Source organism: Pontibacter saemangeumensis (assembly GCF_039541895.1).
GTDB classification, from domain to species: Bacteria; Bacteroidota; Bacteroidia; order Cytophagales; family Hymenobacteraceae; genus Pontibacter; species Pontibacter saemangeumensis.
This window is the reverse complement of sequence record NZ_BAABHC010000016.1, coordinates 294,743-320,686: the sequence shown is the minus strand read 5'-3', so window position 1 is coordinate 320,686 and position 25,944 is coordinate 294,743. Positions and strand designations below refer to the sequence as shown.

22 protein-coding genes are annotated in these 25,944 nt (G+C 53.6%); 14 read left to right on the top strand and 8 right to left on the bottom strand.

The window, feature by feature from the left end; genetic code table 11:
- The 5 genes from ABD920_RS15340 to ABD920_RS15320 all read left to right on the top strand — a co-directional run bounded on the left by ABD920_RS15340 (position 1) and on the right by ABD920_RS15320 (position 6,216).
- Entirely contained in the window at positions 1-1,359 is a 1,359-nt protein-coding gene (locus tag ABD920_RS15340; protein WP_345160274.1) for a D-alanyl-D-alanine carboxypeptidase, read from the top strand.
- A gap of 36 nt (positions 1,360-1,395) precedes the next feature.
- A complete protein-coding gene (locus ABD920_RS15335) occupies positions 1,396-2,409 on the top strand; it encodes a dipeptide epimerase (protein ID WP_345160273.1) in 1,014 nt (337 codons plus the stop codon).
- A complete protein-coding gene (locus tag ABD920_RS15330) occupies positions 2,409-3,482 on the top strand; it encodes an aminotransferase class I/II-fold pyridoxal phosphate-dependent enzyme (protein ID WP_345160272.1) in 1,074 nt (357 codons plus the stop codon). The genes ABD920_RS15335 and ABD920_RS15330 overlap by 1 nt, the downstream gene beginning before the upstream one ends.
- A 76-nt stretch (positions 3,483-3,558) precedes the next feature.
- Complete coding sequence (locus ABD920_RS15325) at positions 3,559-4,818, top strand: DUF819 family protein (RefSeq protein ID WP_345160271.1); 1,260 nt, start codon at positions 3,559-3,561, stop codon at positions 4,816-4,818.
- Between the two features lie 303 nt (positions 4,819-5,121).
- Positions 5,122-6,216: a C40 family peptidase gene (locus ABD920_RS15320; RefSeq protein ID WP_345160270.1), complete on the top strand. Its 1,095-nt coding sequence runs from the start codon at positions 5,122-5,124 to the stop codon at positions 6,214-6,216.
- A 210-nt stretch (positions 6,217-6,426) separates the two neighbouring features.
- On the opposite strand, the gene ABD920_RS15315 is transcribed toward ABD920_RS15320, so the two are convergent.
- From ABD920_RS15315 to ABD920_RS15305, 3 genes are all read right to left on the bottom strand, one after another.
- A complete protein-coding gene (locus ABD920_RS15315) occupies positions 6,427-7,659 on the bottom strand; it encodes a nucleoside recognition domain-containing protein (protein ID WP_345160268.1) in 1,233 nt (410 codons plus the stop codon).
- Between the two features lie 122 nt (positions 7,660-7,781).
- Positions 7,782-8,270: a GNAT family N-acetyltransferase gene (locus ABD920_RS15310; protein WP_345160267.1), complete on the bottom strand. Its 489-nt coding sequence runs from the start codon at positions 8,268-8,270 to the stop codon at positions 7,782-7,784.
- A gap of 68 nt (positions 8,271-8,338) precedes the next feature.
- Positions 8,339-9,793: a M14 family metallopeptidase gene (locus ABD920_RS15305; protein WP_345160266.1), complete on the bottom strand. Its 1,455-nt coding sequence runs from the start codon at positions 9,791-9,793 to the stop codon at positions 8,339-8,341.
- A gap of 484 nt (positions 9,794-10,277) precedes the next feature.
- Between ABD920_RS15305 and ABD920_RS15300 the strand changes: the two genes are divergently transcribed.
- A complete protein-coding gene (locus tag ABD920_RS15300) occupies positions 10,278-10,664 on the top strand; it encodes a hypothetical protein (protein WP_345160264.1) in 387 nt (128 codons plus the stop codon).
- Positions 10,665-10,770: 106 nt separating this feature from the next.
- Here ABD920_RS15300 and ABD920_RS15295 read toward each other — a convergent pair whose 3' ends face one another.
- Positions 10,771-11,409, bottom strand: coding sequence for a carbonic anhydrase (locus ABD920_RS15295; RefSeq protein WP_345160263.1), 639 nt, complete (start codon positions 11,407-11,409; stop codon positions 10,771-10,773).
- A 682-nt stretch (positions 11,410-12,091) separates the two neighbouring features.
- On the opposite strand from ABD920_RS15295, the gene ABD920_RS15290 reads away from it, so the two are divergent.
- Positions 12,092-13,861, top strand: coding sequence for a chloride channel protein (locus ABD920_RS15290; protein ID WP_345160261.1), 1,770 nt, complete (start codon positions 12,092-12,094; stop codon positions 13,859-13,861).
- A 43-nt stretch (positions 13,862-13,904) separates the two neighbouring features.
- Here ABD920_RS15290 and ABD920_RS15285 read toward each other — a convergent pair whose 3' ends face one another.
- Positions 13,905-14,318, bottom strand: coding sequence for a hypothetical protein (locus ABD920_RS15285; protein ID WP_345160259.1), 414 nt, complete (start codon positions 14,316-14,318; stop codon positions 13,905-13,907).
- Positions 14,319-14,824: 506 nt separating this feature from the next.
- On the opposite strand from ABD920_RS15285, the gene ABD920_RS15280 reads away from it, so the two are divergent.
- From ABD920_RS15280 to ABD920_RS15250, 7 genes are all read left to right on the top strand, one after another.
- Complete coding sequence (locus ABD920_RS15280) at positions 14,825-16,369, top strand: sensor histidine kinase (protein ID WP_345160258.1); 1,545 nt, start codon at positions 14,825-14,827, stop codon at positions 16,367-16,369.
- A 12-nt stretch (positions 16,370-16,381) separates the two neighbouring features.
- On the top strand, positions 16,382-16,831 hold the full coding sequence (locus ABD920_RS15275) for a response regulator (RefSeq protein ID WP_345160257.1): 450 nt from the start codon (positions 16,382-16,384) through the stop codon (positions 16,829-16,831).
- Positions 16,832-16,983: 152 nt separating this feature from the next.
- Positions 16,984-18,216, top strand: coding sequence for a hybrid sensor histidine kinase/response regulator (locus ABD920_RS15270; RefSeq protein ID WP_345160255.1), 1,233 nt, complete (start codon positions 16,984-16,986; stop codon positions 18,214-18,216).
- Entirely contained in the window at positions 18,213-19,274 is a 1,062-nt protein-coding gene (locus tag ABD920_RS15265) for a response regulator (protein ID WP_345160254.1), read from the top strand. Before ABD920_RS15270 ends, ABD920_RS15265 begins: the two co-directional genes overlap by 4 nt.
- A gap of 142 nt (positions 19,275-19,416) precedes the next feature.
- Positions 19,417-20,679: a glutamyl-tRNA reductase gene (hemA, locus tag ABD920_RS15260; protein WP_345160253.1), complete on the top strand. Its 1,263-nt coding sequence runs from the start codon at positions 19,417-19,419 to the stop codon at positions 20,677-20,679.
- A gap of 514 nt (positions 20,680-21,193) precedes the next feature.
- Complete coding sequence (locus tag ABD920_RS15255; RefSeq protein ID WP_345160251.1) at positions 21,194-21,730, top strand: YceI family protein; 537 nt, start codon at positions 21,194-21,196, stop codon at positions 21,728-21,730.
- Positions 21,731-21,887: 157 nt separating this feature from the next.
- On the top strand, positions 21,888-22,598 hold the full coding sequence (locus ABD920_RS15250) for a pirin family protein (RefSeq protein WP_345160250.1): 711 nt from the start codon (positions 21,888-21,890) through the stop codon (positions 22,596-22,598).
- A 372-nt stretch (positions 22,599-22,970) separates the two neighbouring features.
- Here the strand turns inward: ABD920_RS15250 and ABD920_RS15245 are convergent, their stop codons facing one another.
- The 3 genes from ABD920_RS15245 to ABD920_RS15235 form a co-directional block, all read right to left on the bottom strand.
- Complete coding sequence (locus tag ABD920_RS15245) at positions 22,971-23,237, bottom strand: hypothetical protein (RefSeq protein WP_345160248.1); 267 nt, start codon at positions 23,235-23,237, stop codon at positions 22,971-22,973.
- A 224-nt stretch (positions 23,238-23,461) separates the two neighbouring features.
- The gene (locus ABD920_RS15240) at positions 23,462-24,346 is read right to left on the bottom strand and encodes an ABC transporter permease (protein ID WP_345160246.1); all 885 of its coding nucleotides are present in this window, start codon (positions 24,344-24,346) and stop codon (positions 23,462-23,464) included.
- Between the two features lie 197 nt (positions 24,347-24,543).
- Positions 24,544-25,944, bottom strand: coding sequence for an ABC transporter permease (locus tag ABD920_RS15235; protein WP_345160245.1), 1,401 nt, complete (start codon positions 25,942-25,944; stop codon positions 24,544-24,546).

Genomic DNA, 25,944 nt, shown 5'->3' with positions numbered 1-25,944 from the left:
ATGCTGTCTTTTCCGCTCCTTTCCCCGCACGCCCGTTTATATATACTGTTAGGGCTGTGTGCTTTCCTGCTGCTAGGCTGCAGCACTTCCCGGCAGGCACCTTCTGCGGTTGCGCCTCCCTATGGGCCGGCCGAAATCAAGCGGCAGGTCACCGGGTCGGAGGTGCTGAGGCAGAGTTTTGTGGGTTTTGCGCTCTATGACCCGGAACTGGGCCGTATGGTAGTGGAACACAACGCGGACAAGTATTTTGTGCCCGCCTCCAACACCAAGCTCTTTACCTTCTACGCCGCCCAGAAAATGCTCGGAGATACCCTTCCGGCGTTAAAGTATGCGGTGCACGGTGATTCGCTGTTGTTCTGGGGGACCGGTGACCCTACCTTCACGCACATGGACGTGAAGAACACCATCGCCTATGATTTCCTGAAGAACCGGCCGGAGAAGCTGTACTATATAGAGGCGCCGTTTGCCAGCACGCCCTTCGCCATCAACTGGGGTTGGGATGATTATAACTACTATTACCAGCCGGAGCGGAGCGTCTTTCCCATCCACGGCAACGTGGTCAAGTTCGCCCGGAGCGATACCAGCGCCCTCCGGATTGCCCCGGCCTGGTTCAAGCCGCTCGTGAAAACCGACACAGCGGCGACCGCGCAGGGCGATGCGTTTGTGCGGGACTGGCGCGCCAACAACCTGACCTATTACCCCCGGCACGCCAGGGCCGCGTTCTCGGTGGAGGTGCCGTTCATTACCTCTCCTGAAATGACGGTGCAGCTGCTGGCCGATACCCTCAAGCGCCCTGTGGAGTGGGTGAGGCGGCCCGTTCCTGCGCAGGCGCAAACGCTCTATGGCCTGCCCGCCGACACGGTATATAAGCGGATGCTGCAGGTAAGCGACAACCTGCTGGCCGAGCAGCTGATGGTACTCAGCTCCGGCACTATATCCGATACCCTATCCGTGGAGCGCGGCATTGCCTACGCACTGGAAAACTTTTTGACGGACCTGCCCGATACGGCGGTTTGGGTGGACGGATCAGGGTTATCTACCAAGAATCTGTTCACGCCGCGCAGCATTATTTTCCTGCTGCAGAAGCTGTTGCAGGAGAGGCCCCGGGAACGCTTGCTCCCACTGCTGGCAGCGGGAGGGCAGCCGGGTTCTTTCCAGAACATATATAAAGCGGAGGTACCGTTTGTGTTTGGCAAGTCGGGCACGCTGTCGCATGTGCACAACCAGAGCGGCTACATCCTCACGAAAAGCGGGAAGCTGCTGCTCTTCAGTTTCATGAACAACAACTACGCCGTGTCCACCTCCGCCATCCGAAACGAAATGGTGCGCATCATGACGGAAGTGCATGAGAAATACTGAGCAGGCCCTCAACACCTTTTACAAAATAAAACGAATATGAAACTGACGATCCGGAATTTCGATCTCCCGTTGAAACACACCTTTACCATCTCCTACGACTCCCGCGATGTGCAGGAAACGCTGATCGTGGAGCTGCAGCAGGGGCAGTACAAAGGCTATGGCGAGGCCACCAGCAACCCATACTATGGCTTCACGATCGGGAATATGACGCAGGCGCTGGAAAAGCTCCGGGAGCGGATCGAGACAACGGAGCTCACCAGCCCGGAGGCGTACTGGGCGCAGATGCAGCCTATGCTTGTTGAAAATCCCTTTGCCCTTTGTGCCCTGGATATGGCCGCCAACGACCTGTTCGGTAAAATGCAGGGGCAGCCGCTGTACAAACTGTGGGGCCTGGACGCGAGCCGAATGCCGCTCACCGACTATACCATCGGCATCGACACGGTAGACCATATGGTGAGGAAGCTACAGGAACGCCCGTGGCCCCTCTACAAGATCAAGCTGGGCACGCACGAGGATGTCGCCATTGTAAAAGAGCTGCGCAAGCACACGGACGCGGTGTTTCGGGTGGATGCCAACGGGGCGTGGGGTGTGGAGGAGACGATCGCGAATTCGCAGCAGCTGAAGGAACTGGGGGTGGAGTTTATAGAACAACCAATGCCGGCCACTGATCTGGAGGGCATGCTGGAGGTATATAAACGCTCTGCCCTGCCGCTGGTTGCCGATGAGAGCTGCATCACCGAAGGAGACGTGGCCAGGTGCCAGGGGCGCTTCCATGGGGTAAACATCAAGCTGGTGAAATGCGGCGGCCTGACACCGGCGCGCCGGATGATCGCCGAGGCCAAGAAGCTGGGTATGCAGGTGATGGTGGGCTGCATGACGGAGTCGTCCATCGGCATATCGGCCATCGCGCAGCTCCTGCCGCTTCTCGATTACGTGGACATGGATGGCGCGCTGCTGCTGCGCGAAGACATCGCTTCCGGCGTGACGATTGACTACGGCAAAGTGAGCTTCAGTACTGAAAACGGCACCGGGGCCACGCTGTTAGCCTGATGTCTGCCTCCGGATACCTTTTTGCTGATGAACTGCCGGGACGCACCCTGCGTGTGGACGGCGAAGAGTACCTGTATTGTAGCGGCACCTCCTACCTCGGCATTTCCCAGGATGCGGGTTTCAGGGAAAGGCTGCTCGAGGGCATGGGGCGGTATGGCACCAACTACTCCAGTTCGCGCAACTCGAACCTGCAACTGCAGGTGTTTGACGAAATAGAGCGCTTTTTTGCCGCATATACCGGGGCGGAGGCCGCGCTCACTTTCTCGTCGGGGCTGCTGGCGGGGCAGGTGCTGGTGCAGGCGCTGCTGGGCCGCGGCCATTTTATATATGGCCCGGGCACGCATCCGGCGGTCTGGCGCGACACGACCGATGCGCCGGATGCAGGGCAGGTGTTTGAGGAATGGGTAGGAAGACTGCTTCAGGAGATGATGTACAGGCCGGAGCAGCATATCGTGCTCGTCTGTAATTCCCTGGACCCGCTGCACGCCCGCAACCACTCTTTTGGCTGGTTAGCCGCTTTGCCTCCGCAGAAGCAGTACACCCTGGTCATCGACGATTCCCACGGTTTTGGGGTGACCGGGGCAGAGGGAGCCGGTATATATGGCCAGCTGCCGATGGTGCCGTACGTGCGCCCCATTGTGGTCAGTTCGCTAGGAAAGGCATTCGGCATTCCGGCCGGTGTTATTCTGGGGGACGCGCGGCTGATTGCGGAGCTGCGGGAGAACCCGTTTTTTGGAGGTGCCTCGCCCGCTGTACCCGCTTACCTCTTCGCCTTCCTCCAAAGCCAGGAGGTATATAAAGCAGCGCGGAAGCGGTTGTTCGAAAACGTCGCCCGGTTCAAGCAGCGGCTCGACAGGCCGGAGATGTTCCATTTTTTCGACGATTTTCCGGTGTTTTATACCGATCGCCACGCGCTGTGCCCGTACCTGCAGAAGCACAAGGTCCTGATCTCCAGTTTCCGCTACCCAACACCCGCCCACGATCCCATCACGCGCGTCATCCTGAACAGCCTGCACACACCGGACGATATGCAGCACCTGACAGAATTAATCAATAGTTTTGTGCCAGCATAGCACAGCTCAACACTTGCTTTGCCATTACCCAGTTATTTAACCCACAGATCATCATATACCTCTACACCCATAACTTATGCAGCAAGTAGCTGAGCAAACCCCGCTGATTACGAACGATGCCGTTGTGCTGGGAATCCTGGTGCTGATTCTTGCCTTTGTGTTTAAGACATCCTCTAGCAAGCGCCCTTTTTTCAGGAAGTTCTATGCCGTGGTGCCCTCGCTGCTCCTTTGCTACCTGATCCCCAGCCTGCTGAACTCCGCAGGTGTCATCTCCGGGGAGCATTCGGCGCTGTACCAGATGGCCTCCCGGTATTTGCTCCCTGCCAGTCTGGTGCTGTTCACCCTCAGCCTCGACCTGAAAGAAATCTGGAAGCTGCGTCACAAAGCCGGGCTGATGTTCATCACGGGGAGTATCGGGATCATGCTGGGCGGGCCGCTGGCTGTGCTGATTGTGTCCACTTTTGCGCCGGAGATCGTCGGCGGGCAGGGGCCGGATGCGGTGTGGCGTGGCCTGAGCACTATTGCAGGCAGCTGGATTGGCGGCGGTGCCAACCAACTGGCCATGTACGAGGTTTTTCAGCCGAACCCCAACCTTTTCTCTGCCGTGATAGCGGTGGATGTGATCGTGGCCAATGTCTGGATGGCGGTGCTTTTGTATGGCGTCGGGAAATCAGACAAGATAGACAAGTGCTTCAAGGCGGACAATGCCGCGGTAAACCACCTGAAGGAGAAGGTGGAGGCATACAGGCTCGGCATTATGCGGATTCCCACGTTAACCGACACCATGCTGATTGTGGGCGTAGGCCTGGGTGTAACGGGTGGCGCACACTTCCTGGCTGATTTGATCGCGCCCTGGATCAGCACGCATGCGCCGTCGCTGGAGCAGTTCAGCCTGACATCGGGGTTCTTCTGGCTTGTGGTGCTGGCCACAGCCTTCGGTATTATGCTGTCTTTTACCCAGGTGCGCCAGCTGGAAGGCGCAGGTGCCTCGCGCATCGGCAGTGTGTTTCTATATATCCTTGTCGCCACCATCGGGATGCAGATGGATGTGACCGCCATTCTGAGCAACCCGGGCCTGTTTCTGGTTGGCTTTATCTGGATCACGTTGCACATGCTGTTACTGGTTATCGTGGCCAAGCTGATCAAAGCCCCCTTTTTCTTCTTGGCGGTGGGCAGCCAGGCAAACGTGGGCGGGGCCGCCTCGGCCCCGATCGTGGCCGGGGCTTTCCATCCGGCGCTGGCGCCCGTTGGGGTGCTGCTGGCCATCTTCGGCTATGCCATCGGCACGTACGCAGCCTATATATGCGGTTTGCTGATGCAGATGGTAGCTCCCTGAGTAGCATCCGTTGAAAGGGGGAATTGGTATAACCAAGGCTCAAAGTCGTGGAGGTCTCCAATACCTGGACTGTTTCCCGCGCATCAGAGGCAATAGCGTAACTTGTTTTTAATGTGGTGCAGCAGGGCAGGCAGGAACTTCATACGTGATCAAAACATTGTATATACTGTACGCTAAGCACCCCATGATTGCGCTATGAACAGGCTCCCGTTTCCGTTGCAAAAATGTTTCACTTTCCTGCTGCTGGCCCTGCTGATGTCCTGCGCCGGCGGCCGTACCCCTTTGCCATCTTCCTCAACCGATATGATGCTACAAACTCTCATTGACGCCGTTCGCCAACAATATGCCCCGGACAAGCGCACGGTCTTGTTTCAGGTGGAGGCGCTTGGTCACGTACTCTCAGGTGAAACCAACCTGCCGGAGGCGAAGGCGGCACTCCTGGAACGCCTGCAGGCCGCCAACATCCCTTTCCAGGACAGCATCCACGTTTTGCCTGCCCCCGATCTGGAGGGGAGGCACCGGGCGCTCGTCACCATTTCGGTGGCGAACTTGCGTACGCAGCCGAAGCACGCCGCCGAGTTAGCAACGCAGGCCACCCTGGGCACCCCAATACAGGTCTGGAAAAAGGACGGGACTTGGTACCTGGTGCAGACCCCGGATGAGTATATAGCCTGGGTAGACGCAGGCGGTATCACGCTGCTGGATAGCGCCGGGTTTAAAAACTGGCAGCAAAGCCCAAAGCTACTGTACACCGACCCGTACGGCTTTGCCTATGCCGCGGCAGATGGCAATGGAGCCACCGTCTCAGATTTGGTATATGGCGATGTGCTGGTGCTGGAGGGTGAGCAGGCTGGTTTTTATAAGGTGGTGTTCCCGGACGGGCGCACCGGCTATATACCGTCCGGCAGCGGTGTTCTATATGAAGACTGGGTAGCCAGGCGGCAACCGACGGAAGAGAACCTGGTGCAGACGAGCAGGCGCCTGATGGGCTTGCCTTACCTGTGGGGCGGCACCTCTTTTAAAGGCGTGGACTGCAGCGGCTTCACCAAAACAGTTTATTTCATGAACGGGCTGGTGCTGCCGCGCGATGCCTCCCAGCAAATCCATTTAGGAGAGGTGGTGGATACCGCTGGCGGCTGGCAACAGCTGCGCCCGGGCGATCTGCTGTTCTTCGGGGTGCCCGCCGCCGAGGGCAAGCCGGAGCGGGTGGTGCACGTGGGCATGTGGCTCGGGGAGGGCATGACGTTTATCCATGCCTCGGGCAGGGTGCGCATCAGCAGCATGAATCCGGAGGCGGAGAACTACGATGCCTACGAGCGGGGACGCTTTCTGCGCGCAAAGCGCATCCGGCCCCAGGACGCCCTGCTGGATCTGCGCGCCGCTTCGCTGTACGAGTAACGCTCTATAAACCGGGCTTTCTATATCAGGAGAAAGTATTCCTGGCCTGATGTAAACAACGCACCCTGCACCGGCTATTTAAAGCTGATGCAGGGTGCGTTGTTAGGCTACCTTACCCAAACGAATTAGAAGTGAAAGAAATCATTGATGCGATGCTGCGTGAGTTTATATATACCCTGGTGACCCAAGTTTTATTTCCCGTCTATAGCTTTAATGGAAGAACAGGTAGGAGATGAGAATGGCGGCAATGACACCAGCCAGGTCCGCCAATAAACCGCAGGTGAGCGCGTACCTCGTTTTCCGGACGCTGACGGAGCCGAAGTAAACGGCCAGCACGTAAAACGTGGTCTCCGTGGAGCCCTGGATGGCCGACGCCAGCCGCCCGACAAACGAATCCACCCCATAGGTGTTCATGGCTTCCACCATCATGCCGCGGGCCCCGCTGCCGCTCAGCGGCTTCATGAAGGCTACCGGCAGGGCCGGCACAAAATCAGTGTTCATGCCCAGCATCCCAAAAAGGGAACCAAGCCCGCTCACCAGTATCTCGAGCGCGCCGGAAGCCCGGAAAACGCCGATGGCCACCAGGATCGCCACCAGGTACGGGATGATGGAGATGGCCACAGAGAACCCCTCTTTCGCCCCTTCTATAAACGCCTCATACACGTTTACTTTTCTGACCATCGCCAGCGCGATGAAGGCAATGATGATGGAGAAAAGGATCACGTTGCTGGCAACAGTCGAGATCACGCTGATCTGCTCCTGCGGGATGGTGCTGAAATAATAGATCAGCCCGCCGATCAGCAGCATCAGGCTGCCCAGATACGCCAGGATCACGGGGTTGAACAGGTTAATGCGCTGGTAGAGCGCCACGGCTATCAGTCCGACCATGGTGGAGAAAAAAGTGGCCAGCAGGATGGGAATAAAGATATCCGAGGGATCGGCTGCTCCCAACTGGGCCCGGAACACCATGATGCTGATGGGGATAAGGGTAAGGCCCGAGGTGTTGAGCACCAGGAACATGATCTGCGCATTTGAGGCGGTATCCTTGTCCGGGTTCAGTTCCTGCATCTCCTTCATCGCCTTCAGGCCGAGGGGCGTGGCGGCGTTGTCGAGGCCAAGCATGTTCGCCGAAAAGTTCATCAGGATGGAGCCGAACACCGGGTGGTTCCTGGGGATCTCCGGGAACAGGCGGTTGAAGAAGGGGCCGACGATACGGGCAAAGATGGCGATGATGCCGCCGCGCTCCCCCACCTTCATCAGGCCCAGCCAAAGGGTCATGACGCCGGTGAGGCCGAGGGAAATCTCAAAGCCGAGCTTTGCGTTGTCGAAGGTGCTGGCGACCAGTTTCTGGAAGATTTCGATGTTCCCGAAGAAGATGAGCTGAAACAGGGCAAGGCAGAAAGCGATCAGGAAGAAAGCCGCCCATAGGTAATTTAAAACCATGCAGTTTAAGGTTGGTATGGAATGAACCTGTAAGATACAAAGCCATCTTGCATAAAAAAATACCGGCTCTGTGCGTTACCGGAATGGTGAGGCGAAGGATGCTGGCAGCGAGGAAGGCGCGTCTAAAGGGGACGTTTATATAGCTCTGCCGGTAAGTTGTCCAACGCACCGGCATAAAATAACTTGAAGTCAAGCTTCTCGAGGATTCTTTTGGATGCTGTATTGGCAGGGTCGATGATTGCGGACAGGGTTCTAAGGTAGGGGAGGCCCTGGGCGTGCTTTACCAGGAGCCTTGCTATTTCTCCGCCATACCCTTTCCCCCAGCTTTCGGGCAGCAGCAGGTAACCGATTTCAGCCTCTTCCGGATCAGTCAGCACGATCTTGCCCAAACCGATACAGCTGTTTGCGGCGATCGTTTTCACCGCGAAGTAACCCAGTTCTTCCTGGCTGAGATTAACCGCTAAAATTTGCTTGTACTTCTCCTCCGCTTCCTGCTGTGACAGCGCGTTCCCGGTAACCATACGCATGACCAGTTCATTGCCCGCTAACCTGTAATAGTTGCCAAAATCCTCTTCTCTGAATTTTTCCAGAACCAGCCTCTCTGATCTCATATAGTGTAATTGATGCGAAACAGCCGAAGTGGGCAATATGAAACTACTAACGGCAACCGGTGATGCGCTTACATCACCAAGCCATGGAAAAGCCCGGGTTTCTCACCGGCCAAATCATATATAAAACCATTCACGATGGCATACTTTACCTCGCCTTTGGCGTCTTTTAAGACAAAGTTCGCATCGCTGTACAGGTCGAGCTCATGGTTTACCCTCCCCGAGAGCGTGGTTACATTCAGGGGCAGCTCTACGGTGTTGACGTTAGCGGCGGAAAGCCTTTTTACCCGCACGGTGGTGAAGCCATCCTCCAGCAGTTCCTGCGTACGCTCCGTTGTCAGGGCCTTGAGGTTGTCAAAAGGCTGGTCATATACCCTGCCGGGCACCAGTGTCAGCCCTTCGCCGTCTATCTCCTCGTAGCCATAGGCCACACTCATATCCCCGATTTCCTGCACACTGCTGCGGTGGTAGAACCCCTGGTCATTCTGAGCCCTTACTTCGTCCCGCATAATGCCCACGTCCAACAGGTAATCCCGCTCCTCGTCCGCGTACTTCACTTTCCGCAGCACCACATCATATAGATAGCGCTCATTTTCCGGGATGTCATAATATTCGTCCAGCTCGTGCTGTGCGTAGCCCTTGCCGGCGATCAGGTGCAGCGCCGACACGATGGAGGCAAAATTGAGCCGGCGTATATGCTGTTTCTCCGGGTCGTTTTTGTACCCGCCGGACTCGATCAGGATCACGCTCGTTCCCCACTTCTGAATGTTATCGCCAAAGGCACGCGGTTCGTGGCTATCGGCGTACTTGGCCACGTGGCCCGGAATCAGCTGCTGCAGCTCCTTGTTCATGCCCACGATGGTACGCATCGCCCGCCCGCGCACCTCGTTCACGGTCTGGGCGTGGTCAAAGGCAGGGGCCAGAAACGAAATAGTGGCCGGTTTGGAGGTGGTGCCCACGGTATAGTAGCGGCTCTGGTCGTGCAGGTTAAAGCCGAATTCCGGATCAAGGCTGTCGCGCAGGCTTTTAAGCAGCTGTGCCTCCGGCGACTGCAGGCGCAGCGCATCGCGGTTCAGGTCAATGTCCAGGGCATTCCGGCGCTTGAAGTACTCGGCGCCGTCCGGGTTCAGCATGGGCACGAAATAAAGCGTGGTGTTCTCAAGGATCTGCTTCCGGATGGGGTCCAGTTCGTCAGACTGCTGCAGGAAGTTGAAAAGATCAAACAGCGCCATGGTAGCGGTGGACTCGTCGCCGTGCATCTGCGACCAGAGCATCACCTTGGTTTTTCCTGTGCCTGCCTTTGCCAGGTATATGGCGCGCCCTTCCACAGAACGGCCGACTACATCGACATCAAAGAGAGGGTCCTGTTTCAGTTGCTCTAACAGGGGTACGATATGCTCGTGTTTGAACCGACGGGTTACAATAGCGGGTTCTTTGTACGAGCCATACTCCTGAAACGCCTGCTGCGCTATGCGTGCTATTTTAGGTTTAGGGGTGGGTTTGGTCTGGCACTGCACTACGCACATTGTTATCAAAATAAGAAATATAAGATTATATCTATGCATTGGGCCTCGATTACTTTACGGCTTTTTTTACGGCAATTTACTAAACATGCCCGTGAGAACTCACTAGTGCAGCCATTCTTTTAATTTCTGAACTCACGAAGGCTGTAAAGAGGTCCTCCATGGGGCTCGTAAAGGAAGCCATCAGATATGAAAGTTTTGGGCTACAGGGCCCGTTCACGGTTACATGGCAGGGTGGTGCAGCGAACGAGAAACGATGCAAGGCAAAAACGGCAGCCATGTAAATTAAAAAGCCGTGAGGGGTATATAGGCTAATGCCACATTGCCGTTATACAGGTAGCAGGCTTTTCGAGGTTCACTGTTGAGTCTGCTCAAAAATAAATCAGCACAGTGCATCAGACCTACATCTTAAGAGCCAGAGACCTGACAGAATGGGCTGGATTCTAAGATGTAGGTTCCTCATTTTTAAATCTTTAAAAAATTAATTATGGCTACCAGCATATCAAAAGATACATTTTTAGACACGAAGCAAAAGAAACTGGCATTTTTCCAGAACCTTGTTCTAGTTGCAATCGCAGACCGGTATATAGATAAGATGGAAAGCGATTTTCTGCTCACGATCGGCAACCAGCTGGATCTCTCGGAAGAGGATACCCTGGAAATTACAGATAACCTCTCTTCGCTCTCCTTTATCATTCCGGAGGATGGTTTGCAGAAGTCCATGGAACTGCAGACGTTGGTGATGATGGTGCTGCAGGACGGCGAAGTGGAGGAAAGGGAGTACAATCTGTGCCTCGAATACACCCGCCAGATCGGCTTTACACAGGAGATCCTGGATAAACTGATCGCCAAGCTGGGGAATAAGCAGCGCTGAGTTAGCAGCTGAAAGATCCCCAAAGAAAATCCCGGCAGGGCCAGCGTCGCATGGCCCTGCCGGGATTTTCTTTGGGGGAACCTTTAGGTATATCCACCTGACTGATTTACCCGCCGGTCAGGTTATATATGTCTTTTATGTCTTTCAGGATATGCTCGTAGTCAATGTGCAGGTCGATGATTCTCCCGGAGCGAATATCGAACACCCAGCCGTGCACCTGAGGGTACCCTGTGGCGGCGTAAGTTGACTGCAGGGCCGCCGTTTTAATGATGTTAATGCACTGCTCCTCCACATTCAGCTCCACCAGCCTTTCGAAGCGTTTGTGTTCCTCTGTAATCGCGTTCAACTCTGCCTTGTGTAACCGGTAAACATCCCGGATATTCCGCAACCAGGGGTTCAGAATGCCCAGATCCTTCGAGGCCATGGCCGCTTTCACCCCGCCGCAGTCGTAATGCCCGCAGACAATGATGTGCTTGACGTTCAGGTGGCGGATCGCGTAGTTGATGACTGCCATCACGTTCAGGTCCACATTATTGACGAGGTTGCCGACATTGCGGTGCACGAATACCTCCCCGGGGCCGAGGCCCATCAGTTCCTCCGCCGTTACCCGGCTGTCGCTACACCCGATATATAAGTACTCCGGGTTCTGGTCTTTGGCCAGCTCCCTGAAGAAATTCTCGTTGCTGCTGGTTTTCTGCGCAATCCACTTGCGGTTGTTCTCGAAAATTTCATCGTACGAAGTCATAGGCTGCTGTGAACGGATGTTGTATAGGTGTAGAAAGTTAAGGGAAAATCTGATAGGTTTTATGCTCAAGCAATTGCCGGTGATATATAACCAAGGCCTGTGGCCGGCTTCATCCCCAGTTTCAACCTGGTCTTTAGCCGCAGCATATAGCGAGGGCTTTCAGCCGGAGCCCAGAAAAGTGGAACAACAGCGCAGGCAATGCCGGCCGGAATATTTGTTGCTGTTGGGCTCGTGACTTGACTAAATGATAGGCTTTGATAGATGCTTGATTCTGTAGTGCTAAAATTATGTTAAGTTAAGGAAAGATGTCATATTACAGGTTCGTCTTTCACGTGTTGCCCACCACCAGATCCGAATGCCAAAGTACAGAAGGGATAGGAAAGCTTTTGCTGCTGTGATTTAAGGTTCGTTATGCTTTGTGGCAGCATCAGCACCCGATTAAGTGTGTATATTGCGGTGTGTCCGAACAAGCCGGGATTAGGGGATGAGAATGTTTGAGGAGAAGCACAACTTTATCTTTGAAAGACGCTTATATGGTGGTGGAGGAACAGGGTGAGAGAGGGGCTGGTAGGTTGAGTTTTAGTGCAGTCGGGGGCGGCATATGCATCTAAACCGCACCCACTGAAGGCATGCTTTCAAAATTCGGATCTTGTAGCTTAAAACGATAGGTAGTGCCCACGCAATGAAGCATAAACTGAACCGATTCCAGCTTGCGTTTTTCAGGTGGCGCAGGAGGCAGAGCAACAACCGCATCATGCCCTTTGTGCTCAGCGTGGTGGTGGGGCTGATCGTGGGTTTATCGGCCATCCTCATTAAGACGATCATTTTCTATATTGAGCAATACGCCGTTTATTTCGCCCCGAGTATCCTCAACTTCCTGCTGCCGCTCATCGGGTTTCTGATCGTTACCTTCCTCAACCGCAACATATTCAGCAAGACCGCCTACTTTAACGGGGCCCGGAACGTGATCGAGTCGATTGAGCAGAACGCATCCATCATCAGGTTCCGGCTTATATACTCCAAGTTCATCACCACGGGCCTCACCATTGGCTTCGGTGGGAGTTCGGGGGTGGAGGCGGCCATTATCTCCAGCGGGGCGGCCGTCGGGTCAAACGTGGGCCGCGTGCTCGGGCTTGGCTACAGGCTGCGCACCCTGCTGATCGGCTGCGGGGTGGCTGCCGGCATCTCGGCGGTCTATAATGCGCCGATGGGAGGGTTTATCTTTGCCCTCGAGACCATCCTGCCCGAGTTCACCCCCACGCTTCTTATCCCGCTGCTGGTGGCCGCCGCCACCGGAAAAATCCTCTATGAGTTTATTATGGGGGAGCACCTGCGCTTTGAGGTGCCGCTCACCGATTTCGAGTATGAGCAGATCCCGCTGGTGATCATGCTCGGGGTGCTGGGCATGCTGATGTCCAACTACCTGCTGAAGACCTACAGCTACTGCGCCAATTATTTCTCCCGCATCAAAAACGCTTACCTGCGCGCGCTGATAGGTGGCGTGGCGCTGGGCAGCATCATCTACCTCCTGCCGCCGATGTATGGAGAGGGCTACGTGAGCATCAACGCGCTGCTCAATTCGGAAGAGCGCTCCCTCATCGTAAACTCGCCCCTGTCGGCGCTGCCCAACACGGTCTGGTTCAACCTGCTCTTCTTCTTCCTGATCACCATGGTGAAACCCCTGAGCACAGGCATCTGCGTGAACTCCGGCGGGGAGGGCGGTTATTTTGCGCCTTCCATCATCACGGGCGGGTTCCTGGGGTACCTGTTCTATAAAATCGTGGTGCTGTTGTTCCCGTTTTATGCCCTGAACGCCTCCACTTTCATGTTTCTGGGCATGGCCAGCGTTTTTGCCTGCATCATGAACGCACCGGTAACGGCCATATTCCTCGTGGCTGAGATCACACAAAGCTACCAGCTGTTTGTGCCGCTGATGCTGGTATGCGCAGTCTCCTATTTCCTGAAGTATTACGTTGAGAACCTGAGCAAAAGCGTGGAGCACCCCAAGGGGCAGAGCAAAGCCCTGCGGGTAGACCGTATTCTGCTGAACCAGCTTGACATCAGCAAACTGGTGGAGGAGGACGGTGCGCCTGTGCAGGAGGATTTCTCTTTCCGTAAAGTCGTGGAGAACTTCTCCAACTCCAACCGGGATGTGCTGCAGGTGCTGGATAAAAAAGGAATGCTGGTGGGGGTGATTGCCCTCAACGATATGCGCAAACAACTTGGGGATGTCTCAAACTACGATGTCGTGCTGGCCAGGGACCTGATGCAGCCGCCCAGCATCGTGGTGGAAATAGACGATCCTGCAGCAGAGGTGCTCGATAAATTCGACAAGAGCAAACTATGGTCGCTGCCCGTGGTGCGGAAAGGCAAGTTCAAGGGCTTTATATCGAAAAGCAGGCTCCTGACGCAGTACCGGAACGAACTCACCCGCGTGAACAGGTTCTTTTAATTGATCTACGCGAGGAAGATCATCCATCTAATGAGCCTGTCGTTTAGTTGCTCAGGCCCGAGGTATAGCCGGCAATCTCCTCTTCCTTTTCCTGAAGTGTTAGGTAGGCGAATTTTGAGAGCACATCTCCGGCCATCTTGCTCATAACCCCAACAATCCTGGCCTGGCTGATCACCTCCTTGTCCCAGGCGGCGGCAATCACCATCAAGGCATAGCCGTTGTAGGGCGTCAGGTCCATCAGGTTAGGCAGCTGGCTTGGCCACTTTCCGGCTGTCAGGCTGTAGTTGCCCTGTTCCCATCGGGGCGGGTTCTCCAGTTTGTCCTGGGTAGGCTGAAAGAAACCATCAGCCACAGGGCCTATAAAAAGTGCATTCACCTCGCGCAGGGCACTGGGCACCATGGACAAAGGGTTTGGCATCAGCACATTGTCTTCTAACTTTTCTTCCGTGTTTTCCATAGTTCTTTTAAAGTAGGTTTGGATAGAACGTTAAAAGCGCCCCAATAGGTTCTAAAGCATTTAAGTGTAGCATGGCAGGGCTTCTTGCCGTTTGAGGGGGCAGCGCACCTAATGGTTAGTCATATAGAAGGCCGGAACCTAAAGCTACTGAAAGTATAGTTTTATATATAGAGCCATGTCCGCGCGCACCAGAAGGGGCAGAGATGCATTTTACTGGACCCTTTTTTATATATGTTTTTATATAATGATATAAACCATAAGCCTCTCTTCCATTGCGGCTGGGTGCAGTAAAGTCAAATAAAGGCAGTTTCTGGCCCAGGGAACAGCAACTTATCAACCAATGACTTAAGTTATTTTCAGCTTATGAGGGGTGACTCAAGACTATGTAGCGCCGTTTGCAGCCAGTTTTTTTTTAAATTAGTCCGTTACTTTGCGGAATGGGAAATAAGCGCCGGCGCTTTGGCCGCTTGCGCAAGAGTGACTATATTTATAAAAAAGCCTTACTTTTGGAAAATCTGCCACAGCAACAGGACCTGAATATAGACAGCCAGTCGCGGCTGAAAGCGATCATTGAGACCGCCGTGGACGGGATCATCACCATCGACACCCGCGGCATCATGGAGAGCGTTAATCCTGCCGCTGCCCGCATTTTCGGATATGAGCCGGAAGAGATCATTGGGCTGAACGTGAGCGTTCTCATGCCTGAGCCCGACCACAGCCTGCACGACACGTATATCGGCCGCTACCTGCAGACAGGCGTTGGCCAGATTATTGGAAAGGGAAGGGAGGTGCTCGGGAAAAAAAAGAATGGCACGCTCTTCCCCTTCTTCCTGAGTATCGCAGAGGTGAAACTGCAGGACAAGCGCATCTTCACCGGGATTGTGCACGACATCACGGAACTGAAGCGAACAGAGGAAGCTTTGCGCGAGAGCGAGAGCAAGATCAACTCCATTATTCAAACGGCTGTGGATGGCATCATTACCATCGACACCCGGGGTATCATAGAAATGGTGAATCCGGCTGCCGCGCGGCTGTTCGAGTACGATGAACACGAACTCATTGGCCAAAAAATCAACATGCTGATGCCGGAGCCCGACCGCAGCAGCCACGACCAGTACATGCACCACTACCACCAGACAGGTGAGAAGCGCATTATTGGCATCGGGCGCGAAGTGTCTGGCCTGAAAAAGAGCGGCAAGGTTTTCCCTTTCTACTTAAGCATCAGCGAAGTGCAGCTGACGGACCGGAAAGTATATACGGGTTTTATACACGATATTACCCGGCAAAAGATGAGCGAGGAAAGGCTGCGGCGCTATGCCTCCGAACTGGAGCGCAGCAACCGGGAACTGCAGGACTTTGCCTATGTATCGTCCCACGACCTGCAGGAGCCGCTGCGCAAGATCCAGGCGTTCGGCGACCGGCTCAAGACGAAAGAGTACGATAAGCTCAGCGACCAGGGCAAAGACTATGTTGACCGCATGCTGAATGCCGCATCGCGCATGCAGAACCTCATCAACGACCTGCTCGATTTCTCGCGACTGACCGCGAAAGACAAGGCCTTTGTGGAGGTGGACCTCGACCGGATTCTCACTGAGGTGCTCTCCGACCTGGAGATCGTTATTGAGAAAACGGAGGCGACGATTACCCGCTCTCCGTTGCCGACCATCGAGGCCGACCCGTTGCAGATGCGCCAGCTGTTCCAGAACCTCATCAGCAATGCCATTAAGTTCAGGAAAGAGGACGTGAAGCCTGAGGTGGCGATATATGCCAAATTACTGCAGCCCAGAGCGCATCTTACCTCCACGCCCGGAGACCAGTTGGTGGAGATATATGTGCAGGACAACGGTATCGGGTTCAACGAAAAATACCTGGACCGCATTTTCAACATCTTCCAGCGCCTGGAGGGGCAGAAGTATGAGGGCTCCGGCATCGGACTTGCCATCTGCCGCAAGATAGCTGTGCGCCATGGGGGCGACATCACAGCGCGAAGCCATGTGGGCCAAGGCACCACCTTCATTGTGACATTAGCGACCAAGCACCTTCAGGACTAAAATACGACAAACATGAGCCGAAACAGAAGACCTATTATCATCTTGATTGCCGACGATGACGCAGAAGACCGCATGTTGGTGAAAGATGCCCTCGACGAAAGCCGGCTGACAAACCAGATGCAGTTTGTGGAGAACGGAGAGGAATTGATGGATTATCTGCATAACCGCAACAAGTACGCCGACAAGGACAAATACCCGACGCCGGGCCTCATCCTGCTGGACCTGAACATGCCCAAGAAGGATGGCCGAGAGGCGCTCAAAGAGATCAAGAGCGATGAGCACCTGAAGGTGATTCCCGTGGTGGTGCTAACCACCTCTAAAGCCGAGGAAGACGTGCTCCGGACCTATAACCTGGGTGTGAGCTCCTTCATTACTAAGCCGGTAACGTTCGCCTCTTTGGTGGATGTGATGAAGACCCTGAGCAAGTACTGGTTTGAGATAGTGGAACTCCCGAAACCCTGAAGTTAGAAAATTTAGGAGTTTGAGAGTTAGAAAGTTGGGAAGTTATAGATGGCTCGGTATACCATCGTGTTATTGCTCCCGACTTTTTAACTCTTAAATTTTCTAACTCCCAAACTCTCTAACTTCCAAACTCTCCAACTTTTTAACTTTAGATGGCTGATAAAATAAAAGTGCTGCTGATAGACGATGACGAAGACGACTTCATCATCACCCGGGATATTATGAATGACATACCCGGGCGCAACTATCTGCTCGACTGGACTTCTTCTTTCGGGGAGGCGCTCCGTCTCATCAAGCAGGGAATCTATGATGTGTACCTCGTGGATTACCGGCTGGGCGCGCACAACGGGCTGGAGCTGATCATGACGGCCGTAAAGGAGCGGGCAATAGCGCCGTTCATCCTCCTGACAGGCCAAAGCGACCGCGAAACAGATGAGCAGGCCATGCATGCCGGGGCGCTGGATTACCTCGTGAAAGGCACGTTCAACCCCTTCGACCTGGAGCGCTCCATCCGCTACAGCATTGAGCACGCCAAGAGCCTGGCGGAGATTCAGAAACTGAACGGCGAGTTGGAGCAGCGCGTGGAGGAAAGGACGCAGGAGCTGGCCGAGGCGATCAAAAAGCTGGAGCATACCAACAGGAGCCTGTACAAAGCGCAGCAGGAAATACACAAGGCGCTTCAGAAAGAGAAGGAGCTGCACGAGCTGAAATCCCGTTTCGTTACCATTGCCTCGCATGAGTTCCGGACGCCGCTCAGCACCGTGCTGTCATCGGCCTCACTCATCAGCAAGTACAAGGGGCTGGAGGACGACGACAAAAGGCAAAAGCACGTAGACCGCATTAAGTCGGCAGTCTCGAACCTGACGACGATTCTCAACGACTTCCTTTCCATCAGCCGGATTGAAGAAGGGAAGATATATAACCTGCCCACTACCTTTAACCTGAAAGCCTTTGCGCAGGAGGTGGTGGAGGAGATGCAGGGTTTCCTGAAGGAAGGGCAGCACATCGATTACCAGCACCTGAGCGACGTAGAAACCATCAGCATAGACAAGCAGCTGCTGAAGAACATTCTTTTCAACTTGTTAACGAATGGCAGCAAATACTCCGGCGAGGGCAAAACGATCCGGATGACCACTGCGATCACCAACAACAGCGTCACCATTACCGTGCAGGACTACGGTATCGGTATTCCGAAGGCAGATCAGGCGCACCTGTTCACGCCATTCTTCCGCGCCCAGAACGTGACCAATATCCAGGGCACTGGGCTGGGGCTGAACATCGTGAAAAGATACGTAGAGATTATGGACGGGACGCTGGAGTACGAGAGCGAGCTAAACCAGGGCAGTACCTTCACTATTTGTTTACCTAACGCAGCCGAAGCATGAAAAAGATCTTACTCATAGAAGACAACAACGAGATACGGGAGAACACTGCCGAGATACTCTCGCTGGCAAACTACCAGGTGGCCGAGGCCGACAACGGGAGAACAGGCGTGGACCTGGCGCGCAAAGAGCACCCGGACCTGATCATCTGCGATATCATGATGCCGCAGCTCGATGGTTATGGCGTGCTGCACCTGTTAAGCAAGGACCCGGCTACGGCTGGCATCCCGTTTATCTTCCTGACGGCCAAATCAGAGAAAGAAGATTTCCGGAAAGGTATGAACCTGGGTGCCGACGATTACCTGACCAAGCCATTTGATGACGTGGAACTGCTGGATGCCATTGAAATGCGCCTGAAGAAGAACGAGATCCTGAAGGCGGATTTCAAGAAGAGCGCGGAGGGCCTGGACCAGTTTTTACAGGAGGCAAGGGGATATGAGGAGATGGAGAAACTGATCTCGGACAACCACAAGCTCACCAACCTCAAGAAAAAGCAGAACCTCTTTATGGAGGGCAACAGGCCCAATGCGCTTTTTTTCCTGAACAAGGGAAAGGTAAAAGCTTATAAGTCGAACGAGGAGGGGCGGGAGTACATCACCACGCTATATAAAGACGGCGATTTTATAGGGTATCTCGATCTGCTGGAAGAAACCCCGTACCGTGAATCGGCGATGGCGATGGAAGACTCGGAGGTCTACGTAATCCCGAAAGAGGACTTTTTCACGCTCTTGTACCGCAACCGCGATGTGGCCAGCAAGTTCATCAAGATTCTGTCCGACAACCTCTCCGACCGGGAGGAGCGCCTCCTGAAGCTTGCCTACAACTCGGTGCGCAAGCGCGTGGCCGAGGCGCTGCTGCTGGTGGAGAAGCAGTACCAGTGGGAAGAAGGGGGGCAGAAGCAGATTACCATCTCCCGCGAGGACCTGGCCAGCATCGTGGGGGCCTCCAAGGAAACCGTTATCCGCACCCTCGCCGACTTCAAAGACGAGAAGCTGATCGACACCCAGGGCAGCCGAATCACCATTCTGCAGATGCAGAAGCTTGCCAACATGCGTAATTAGTAGATATAAAAGCCGGAGTCAGAGCAGAAAAGACACGGAATGTGGCCGGGTAAGTGATAAATGTCGTGGGCAGAACTGACAATGGTCATGTTTTTAGCAGCTCCCTTTTCGGAAATTTGTTGTGTAAGTTGAGAGAAACACGATGCAGCAAAGATTCAAGGTTCTGACCCTTTCCTATAAAGACGCCCCGATTGCCGTACGGGAGGCCGTAGCGCTTAACGAGATTGCCAGTAAAAACCTGCTGGACAAGATCCGGGAGTTTACGGATGCCCAGGAAGTGCTGGTGCTCTCCACCTGCAACCGCACCGAGGTCTACTATGCCGCAGACGCGGACCTGTCCCGCAAGCTGATCAAATTGATAGCGCTTGAAAAGGGCTTTATGGCGACAAAGCAAATCTCCCCTTACTTCAGAAGCATCACGCAGCACGAAGCCGCCGTGCAGCACCTCTTCTATGTCTCGCTGGGGCTGGAGTCGCAGGTGGTGGGCGATATGCAGATACTGAACCAGGTGAAAAAAGCCTACCAGTGGACCGCAGACGCCCATATGGCCGGCCCTTTTCTGCACAGGCTGCTGCACACCATTTTTGCCGCCAACAAGCAGGTGGTGAATGAAACCGGCTTCCGCGACGGGGCCGCCTCTGTGTCCTATGCCACTGTGGAGCTGGTGGAGGAACTGACGAAGGATATCGAGAACCCGCGCGTGCTGATGATCGGGGTAGGCGAGATCGGCGCGGATGTCTGCGATAATTTTCAGAAGTCGAAGGTGCGCCACATCATTATTGCCAACAGAACCTACCACAAAGCGCTGGACCTGGCGCAGAAAACCGGTGCCAGGGCCGTGTATTGGGAGAAGGTTTGGGAAGAGATCGCGCTGGCCGACGTGGTGATCTCCTCTGTGCCCGGCGACTGTTTCTATATCAGCAGGCAGGCGATTGCGGATTATACCCTGCACACCCCAAAGAACTTTGTGGACCTCTCGATGCCCCGCAGCGTGGATGCGGCACTGGAGACGCTGGATGGCGTGACGGTACACAACATCGACGATATCAGGAGCCGTGCCACCGAAGCGCTGGAAATGCGCCTGGCCGCTATCCCGGCGGTAAAAGCCATTGTTGCGGACACTACGGCCTGCTTCCTCACCTGGACCAGGGAGATGGCAATGTCTCCGGCCCTGCAGCAGTTCAAGAACAGGCTGGAGGAGATCAGGCAGCAGGAGATGGCCCGCTATATGAAGAACATGAGTGCTGCGGAAAAAGAGGCGGTGGAGGCGATTACCAAAAGCATGATGAACAAGATCATAAAGCTTCCGGCCCTGGAGCTAAAGGGCGCCTGCCTCCGCGGGGAATCCGAGGCTTTGCTGGAAGGCTTAAGCACGCTGTTCCAACTGGATAAACAGGAGGCTTGATCTCTTCAATAAAATCCCAGCTATCGGATAGTAGAACGATCTGCTGTGTTCTATATACTGCTTGCAAATAAGTGTAATTCCTTATCCTTCCTTTCACCAGAAAGGGAGGATTTTCCCTTTCTAAACGCGCGCTGTTAAAGCTTTCATATTTTCGGGGGCTTTGAAATCAGACCTTAATGAAATGCCAGGTGCGGCAATATATCGCCCCTGTCCTCAGAGGCTTTCTCCCCACAGCCCTGACGGAAATCATTTTTTGCCTTTGTTGTCTCTGTTGGATGAAGCTGATTGGTTAACATATATAGCAGCAGCCAGCATACTATTCTTGTCCACCCAATGCTGCAAGCAGAAGCCGCTTCTTTAGGCAGCATGCACAATCTCCCTTCTTTTTTTTTCAACCAAACTATCAAAATGAAGGAACAATTTCGCTCTTATATATGTATATACATTAAATGTTTGTACATTTGTAAAGCGAGAATGAACACATCTATATATAAATCACTTTAAATTAAACGACATGGCGAATGTAAAATGGGCAGTAGACCCAACCCACAGCGAAGTACAGTTCAAGGTAAAGCACCTGATGATCACGACGGTGACAGGTTATTTTAATAACTTCAACGTTACCGCAGAGAGCGAGGACGAGCAGTTTGGCGGTGCCCGTAATATCGTATTCACCGCAGATGTGAATTCCATCAGCACAAACAACGAGCAGCGGGATACACACCTGAAATCGCCCGATTTCTTTGATGCCGACCAGCACGATGAAATCCATTTTGTCGGCTCTAAGTATGAGCAGGTGGGCGATGATAGGTTTAAGCTGCACGGCGACCTGACCATCAGGGACACGACAAAGGCCGTAACGGTAAACGTAGAGTTCGGTGGTATTGTGGTTGACCCGTATGGTCAGACAAAGGCTGGCTTCACCGTTGAAGGCAAGATAAGCCGCAAGGAATTTGGCCTGACCTGGAACGCTGTTACAGAGGCTGGCAGCGTGGTGGTGAGCGACGAAATCAAGCTTCAGGCCGAGATTCAGTTAGTGAAGCAGGCCTAAACTAAATCTTATATAAAAGGCCGGCAGGAGTGTACTGGAGACACCTGCCGGCCTTTTATATATATACAATCTGGGTCAGGAAAGTTTATTTGCAACTGAACTATCTAATGGGGCAAGACAGCGGCAATTGGCTGCATCAGGATATAATTTACAAGTTATGAAATATAAACTCTATAGATCCGGAGAAAGGGGGTTGAAAGACATCGGGTGGCTGAAAAGTAATTTTACCTTTAGCTTCTCCGGCCATTATGATCCGACACTTGCAGGCTTTGGCTTGCTCCGAGTCCTCAACGATGATTTTGTTGCCACCGGCAACGGTTTTGGCATTCATCCTCACACTAATATGGAAATCATCTCCGTGATGCTGGCAGGCACGATGAGTCATATAGATTCGCTGGGTTACAAAGAAGTGGTGGAAAAGGACTGGGTCCAGATCATGAGCGCCGGCAGCGGCCTGCGCCATGAGGAGCACAACGTGGGCAGCGAGGAGGTGAACTTTCTGCAGATATGGATTGAGCCGAAAGTACAAAACATCGCGCCACGCTATCAGCGCCGGCATTTTCCGGCGGAAAGCCGCCAAAACAAACTGGTTACGATTGTCAGCAACGAGGAAGGGCAGGGGCACTGCTGGATAAACCAGAATGCGAAGCTCTCTTTAGGTCAGTTTGACAAAGGCCAGCAGGTGCCATATACCTTTAACCCGGTGAACAAAGCCATCTTTATCTTTGTGATAAGCGGTTGCATGCAGGTTGATGGGCAGCCTGTGGAAACACGCGACGGGATCGGGATCTGGGACACAAGCCATCTCGAGATCGACAGTACGACGGATTGTGAATTCCTGCTTATCGAAGTGCCGGTCAATTCCTGAAAGCGTATCACCTATTTTGTATAAAAGCGCATGCATTTCATATATAGAGGATGTTAGAGCAGATCATCTATACGTCCATCTTTACAAAGAAACCGCCCACCATTCTTTTAAAGGCGCGGGGCGGTATATGGAAGATGATTTAGACGACTTGGTATAAGCTTTTATATAACATTTCCGGATCTAAAGGTTTGATGCCGTACAGGCGTTGAGGTGGTTGCACGGGAGAGGGGATAATGCGAAAGGGCGGTAAAAACAATAGCCCTGTAGGGGGGACTACAGGGCTAATTGCCTAATCTAAACACAAACAACCAACAATTATTTTAACCTAATAGAGATGTAAATTTTTTCCCATATTATATATGTTCTCACTGACTAATAGCGAATGAACGGAGTAGTGAGGCTGATAGAATGATAGCTGTCAGCTAACCCTACAAAGTAGTCTCCGATGAAAATCCCGGCCCCGTTATTTACAGCGCTGGCTACCTCTACATGGTGTACCATGTTACCGTCAATGGTGGCGTAGCCTACAAGGTCCTCTTCCATCGTGCCCGCTTTTAACAAGGCAATGGCGGAAAGGCAGGCGCTCTTGTAGCAATTGTCTGCCATGTACTGGGTCGATTTGTTCGCAGTAATTTTCATGTGACGTTAGGGCTTAGGGTCTTAGGACGTAACAATTTTACGCATGTCTGCATCCAGATAACAGGAATATTAGCACAGGCAGGTAACATGGAAACGTAGGCAAAAATCGCCGGATTAAAAGCCCTTGTGTATAGCTATTGTTAAGAAATAAACTGCTTTGGAGAGAAATCAGACCAATAATAGCTCCAATATAGTTGAGTTAAAAAATATTGAAAAGTAACATTTCAGCCTCTGTTTTTAGATGAAAAAACTTTCGATAAATAGTGGCTGCAGGTATAGAGAGCGAGAATTGTGAGGGTTAGCAGGGCACCGGGAAATACCACCAGCCACCAGGCAGCGGTGTTTGAACGTACACTGGCGATCGTTCTGCCCCAACTCACGAGCGTAGGCGGCACCCCGATATTTAGAAAGGATAAGGTGGACTCAAGTGCCAGCAGTCCCCCCAGGCTAAACGTAAAAGCGACCAGCACCGGCCCCAGCAGGTTCGGGAAAGCCTGCCTCCATAAGAGTTCCCGCGAGTTCAACCCAATACTCCGGGCTGCCTCGAAATATGGTAACTGCTTAATACGCATCATTTCTGCACGCGCCAGCCGCGCAATGCCTGTCCAGGCGGTAAGGCTGATGATGAGGGAGAGCAGTAGCACAGAAGGCGGCAAAAAGGACGCCAGCACCAGAATGAGTACGAACCGCGGAATGGTTGACACTGCTTCCGTTAGCCGCATCACCAGTTGGTCCACCGGAACAGCCACCCGTTGGCGCAACGGAGCGATGAATTTTTGAAGTAAGCTTGAAAAGCAGAAAAGTAACACAACCACAACAGCCCCTGCCATAATACTTTTCAGGGCCATGGGCGTCCCCAAATTTAAAGAAGCTATCTGCACCGGCAGGTACAGCCAATAGTAGCCAAGGCACAGCAGACTCAGCAAACACAGGAGCAGGTTCCTGCGGCTGGTGCTGAATCCCTTATCGCCAAAAAAACCAGCTCCCGCACCGAGTGTCAGCCCCAGCAGTGCGGCCAGGGCCATGACAGGTATACTGATGAAAAAGGCCGTGCGGGCACCATACAGCACGTTTGCAAGCACATCCCGCCCCAACCTATCGGTCCCCATTGGGTGTGACTTAGTTGCATACGTTAGGCTGAAGGGAGGTTGGTATATATGCTCCAGGTCAAGATCGTTTGGGCCATAGGGAAGCGGGATCCAGGGCAATAACAGAATGAGTAGTAAGAGCAGGCCCAGGTAGCTTGCGGCTATCCTGAACAAGGTCTCATTTCTCCACAGCGCTCGTATGTTTTGCCAGGCTTGCTTCATGTCATCCGTTGTCTGATGCGGGGGTCGGCCCAGGCATAAGCCATATCTGCCAGCAGGTAAGCGGCTATCCGGAAAGCGGCTATGATCAGCACGATCCCGGTCAGCATCGGATAGTCCCTCGAAAGTACTGCATCCAGAAGCAGCCGCCCGACGCCTGGCACGGCAAAAACTGTTTCGACGATCAAAGTGCCTGTCACTAAAGCCGGTATAAAATCCGACACAATCGTTATGATGGGAAGCAGGGAGTTGCGGAGGGCGTGCTTTCGGATAACGGCTGACTCGGCCAACCCTTTCGCCCTGGCAGTACGGGTAAAATCGGATTGCATGGCCGCGCTGATGGCGCTATGTATCTGGCTTGTGAGATAAGGCAGGTTAAAAAGCACCAGGCTAAGCAGGGGCAGGGCCATGAAATAAGCCCATTGCATCAGCTCCTGCCAAAGGCCCAGCTCCTGTGGCATATAGTAGCCCATCCCGAAGACAGGGAACAGCTGTATAAAATTAGGGTTAGCGAGCAGTACAAGCAGCAGCAGGGCCAGCACAAACGGCGGTATACTATCCAGCATGAACAAAAGGGGCAGCAAAACTTTCCGAAGCCGATTTTCTTTCTTTTGCGCCATCAGCACACTGAGCTCCAGGGCCAGAAAAAACGTGATAACCATGCTGCAGATCAGGAGCCACCACGTATTCCCAACCGCCTCCACCAGTACTTCCAGCACCGGCCGGCTGCTTTTATAGGAGTTGCCCAGATTGCCGTGCAAGAGCTGCACGAGCCACTGGTGATACTGATTCTGGCTGCCATGCCAGCTAATGGCAGGTAACAGGAAGGCTAAAGAGCCCTGTGGCTGCATCGCCTGCAGCCGTACAAGCACGTTGTCGGCGGCCCTTCGCAAGCGTGGGTGCCCGGCGGCGGCCCTGATTTCTTCCGCTGCATCCACTAAAGGTTCGGTGTTGTCTGCTGCTTGCAGCGTCTGGAGATGCACAGCTACAGCGTTTCCAGGTACGGCGTTATGATAACTATCCTGCCACTGCTTCTTTAGGGCTGCTACGCTTTGGATATAGGCTTTCGCATTTTGCGCACCGTAGCGCCACGACAGCTTCGTAAGCTGTTCCTGGGTTTGTTTTGTGTAAGAAACTGCTGTTTCTGCTGGAGAGTGGGTTGCCGGTCCTGCTGATAAATAAAACAGGGGCATGTCCTGGCCTGTTCGCTTTACATAGGACAGGTAAGCTGCCTGCCGGTCGGTTTCGGAGCCTTTGCTGTAGTACCCGGTGCCGCTTTGCAGAATACGCTCCGAGCCGTACGTGCCTGGCAGCAGCCTGCTCAGCAGAAACACAACGGTAGCAAGCGCCCACAGCGCAGGTATTGCCAGTAAAAATCGCCTGAGCAGGTATCCCCCCAT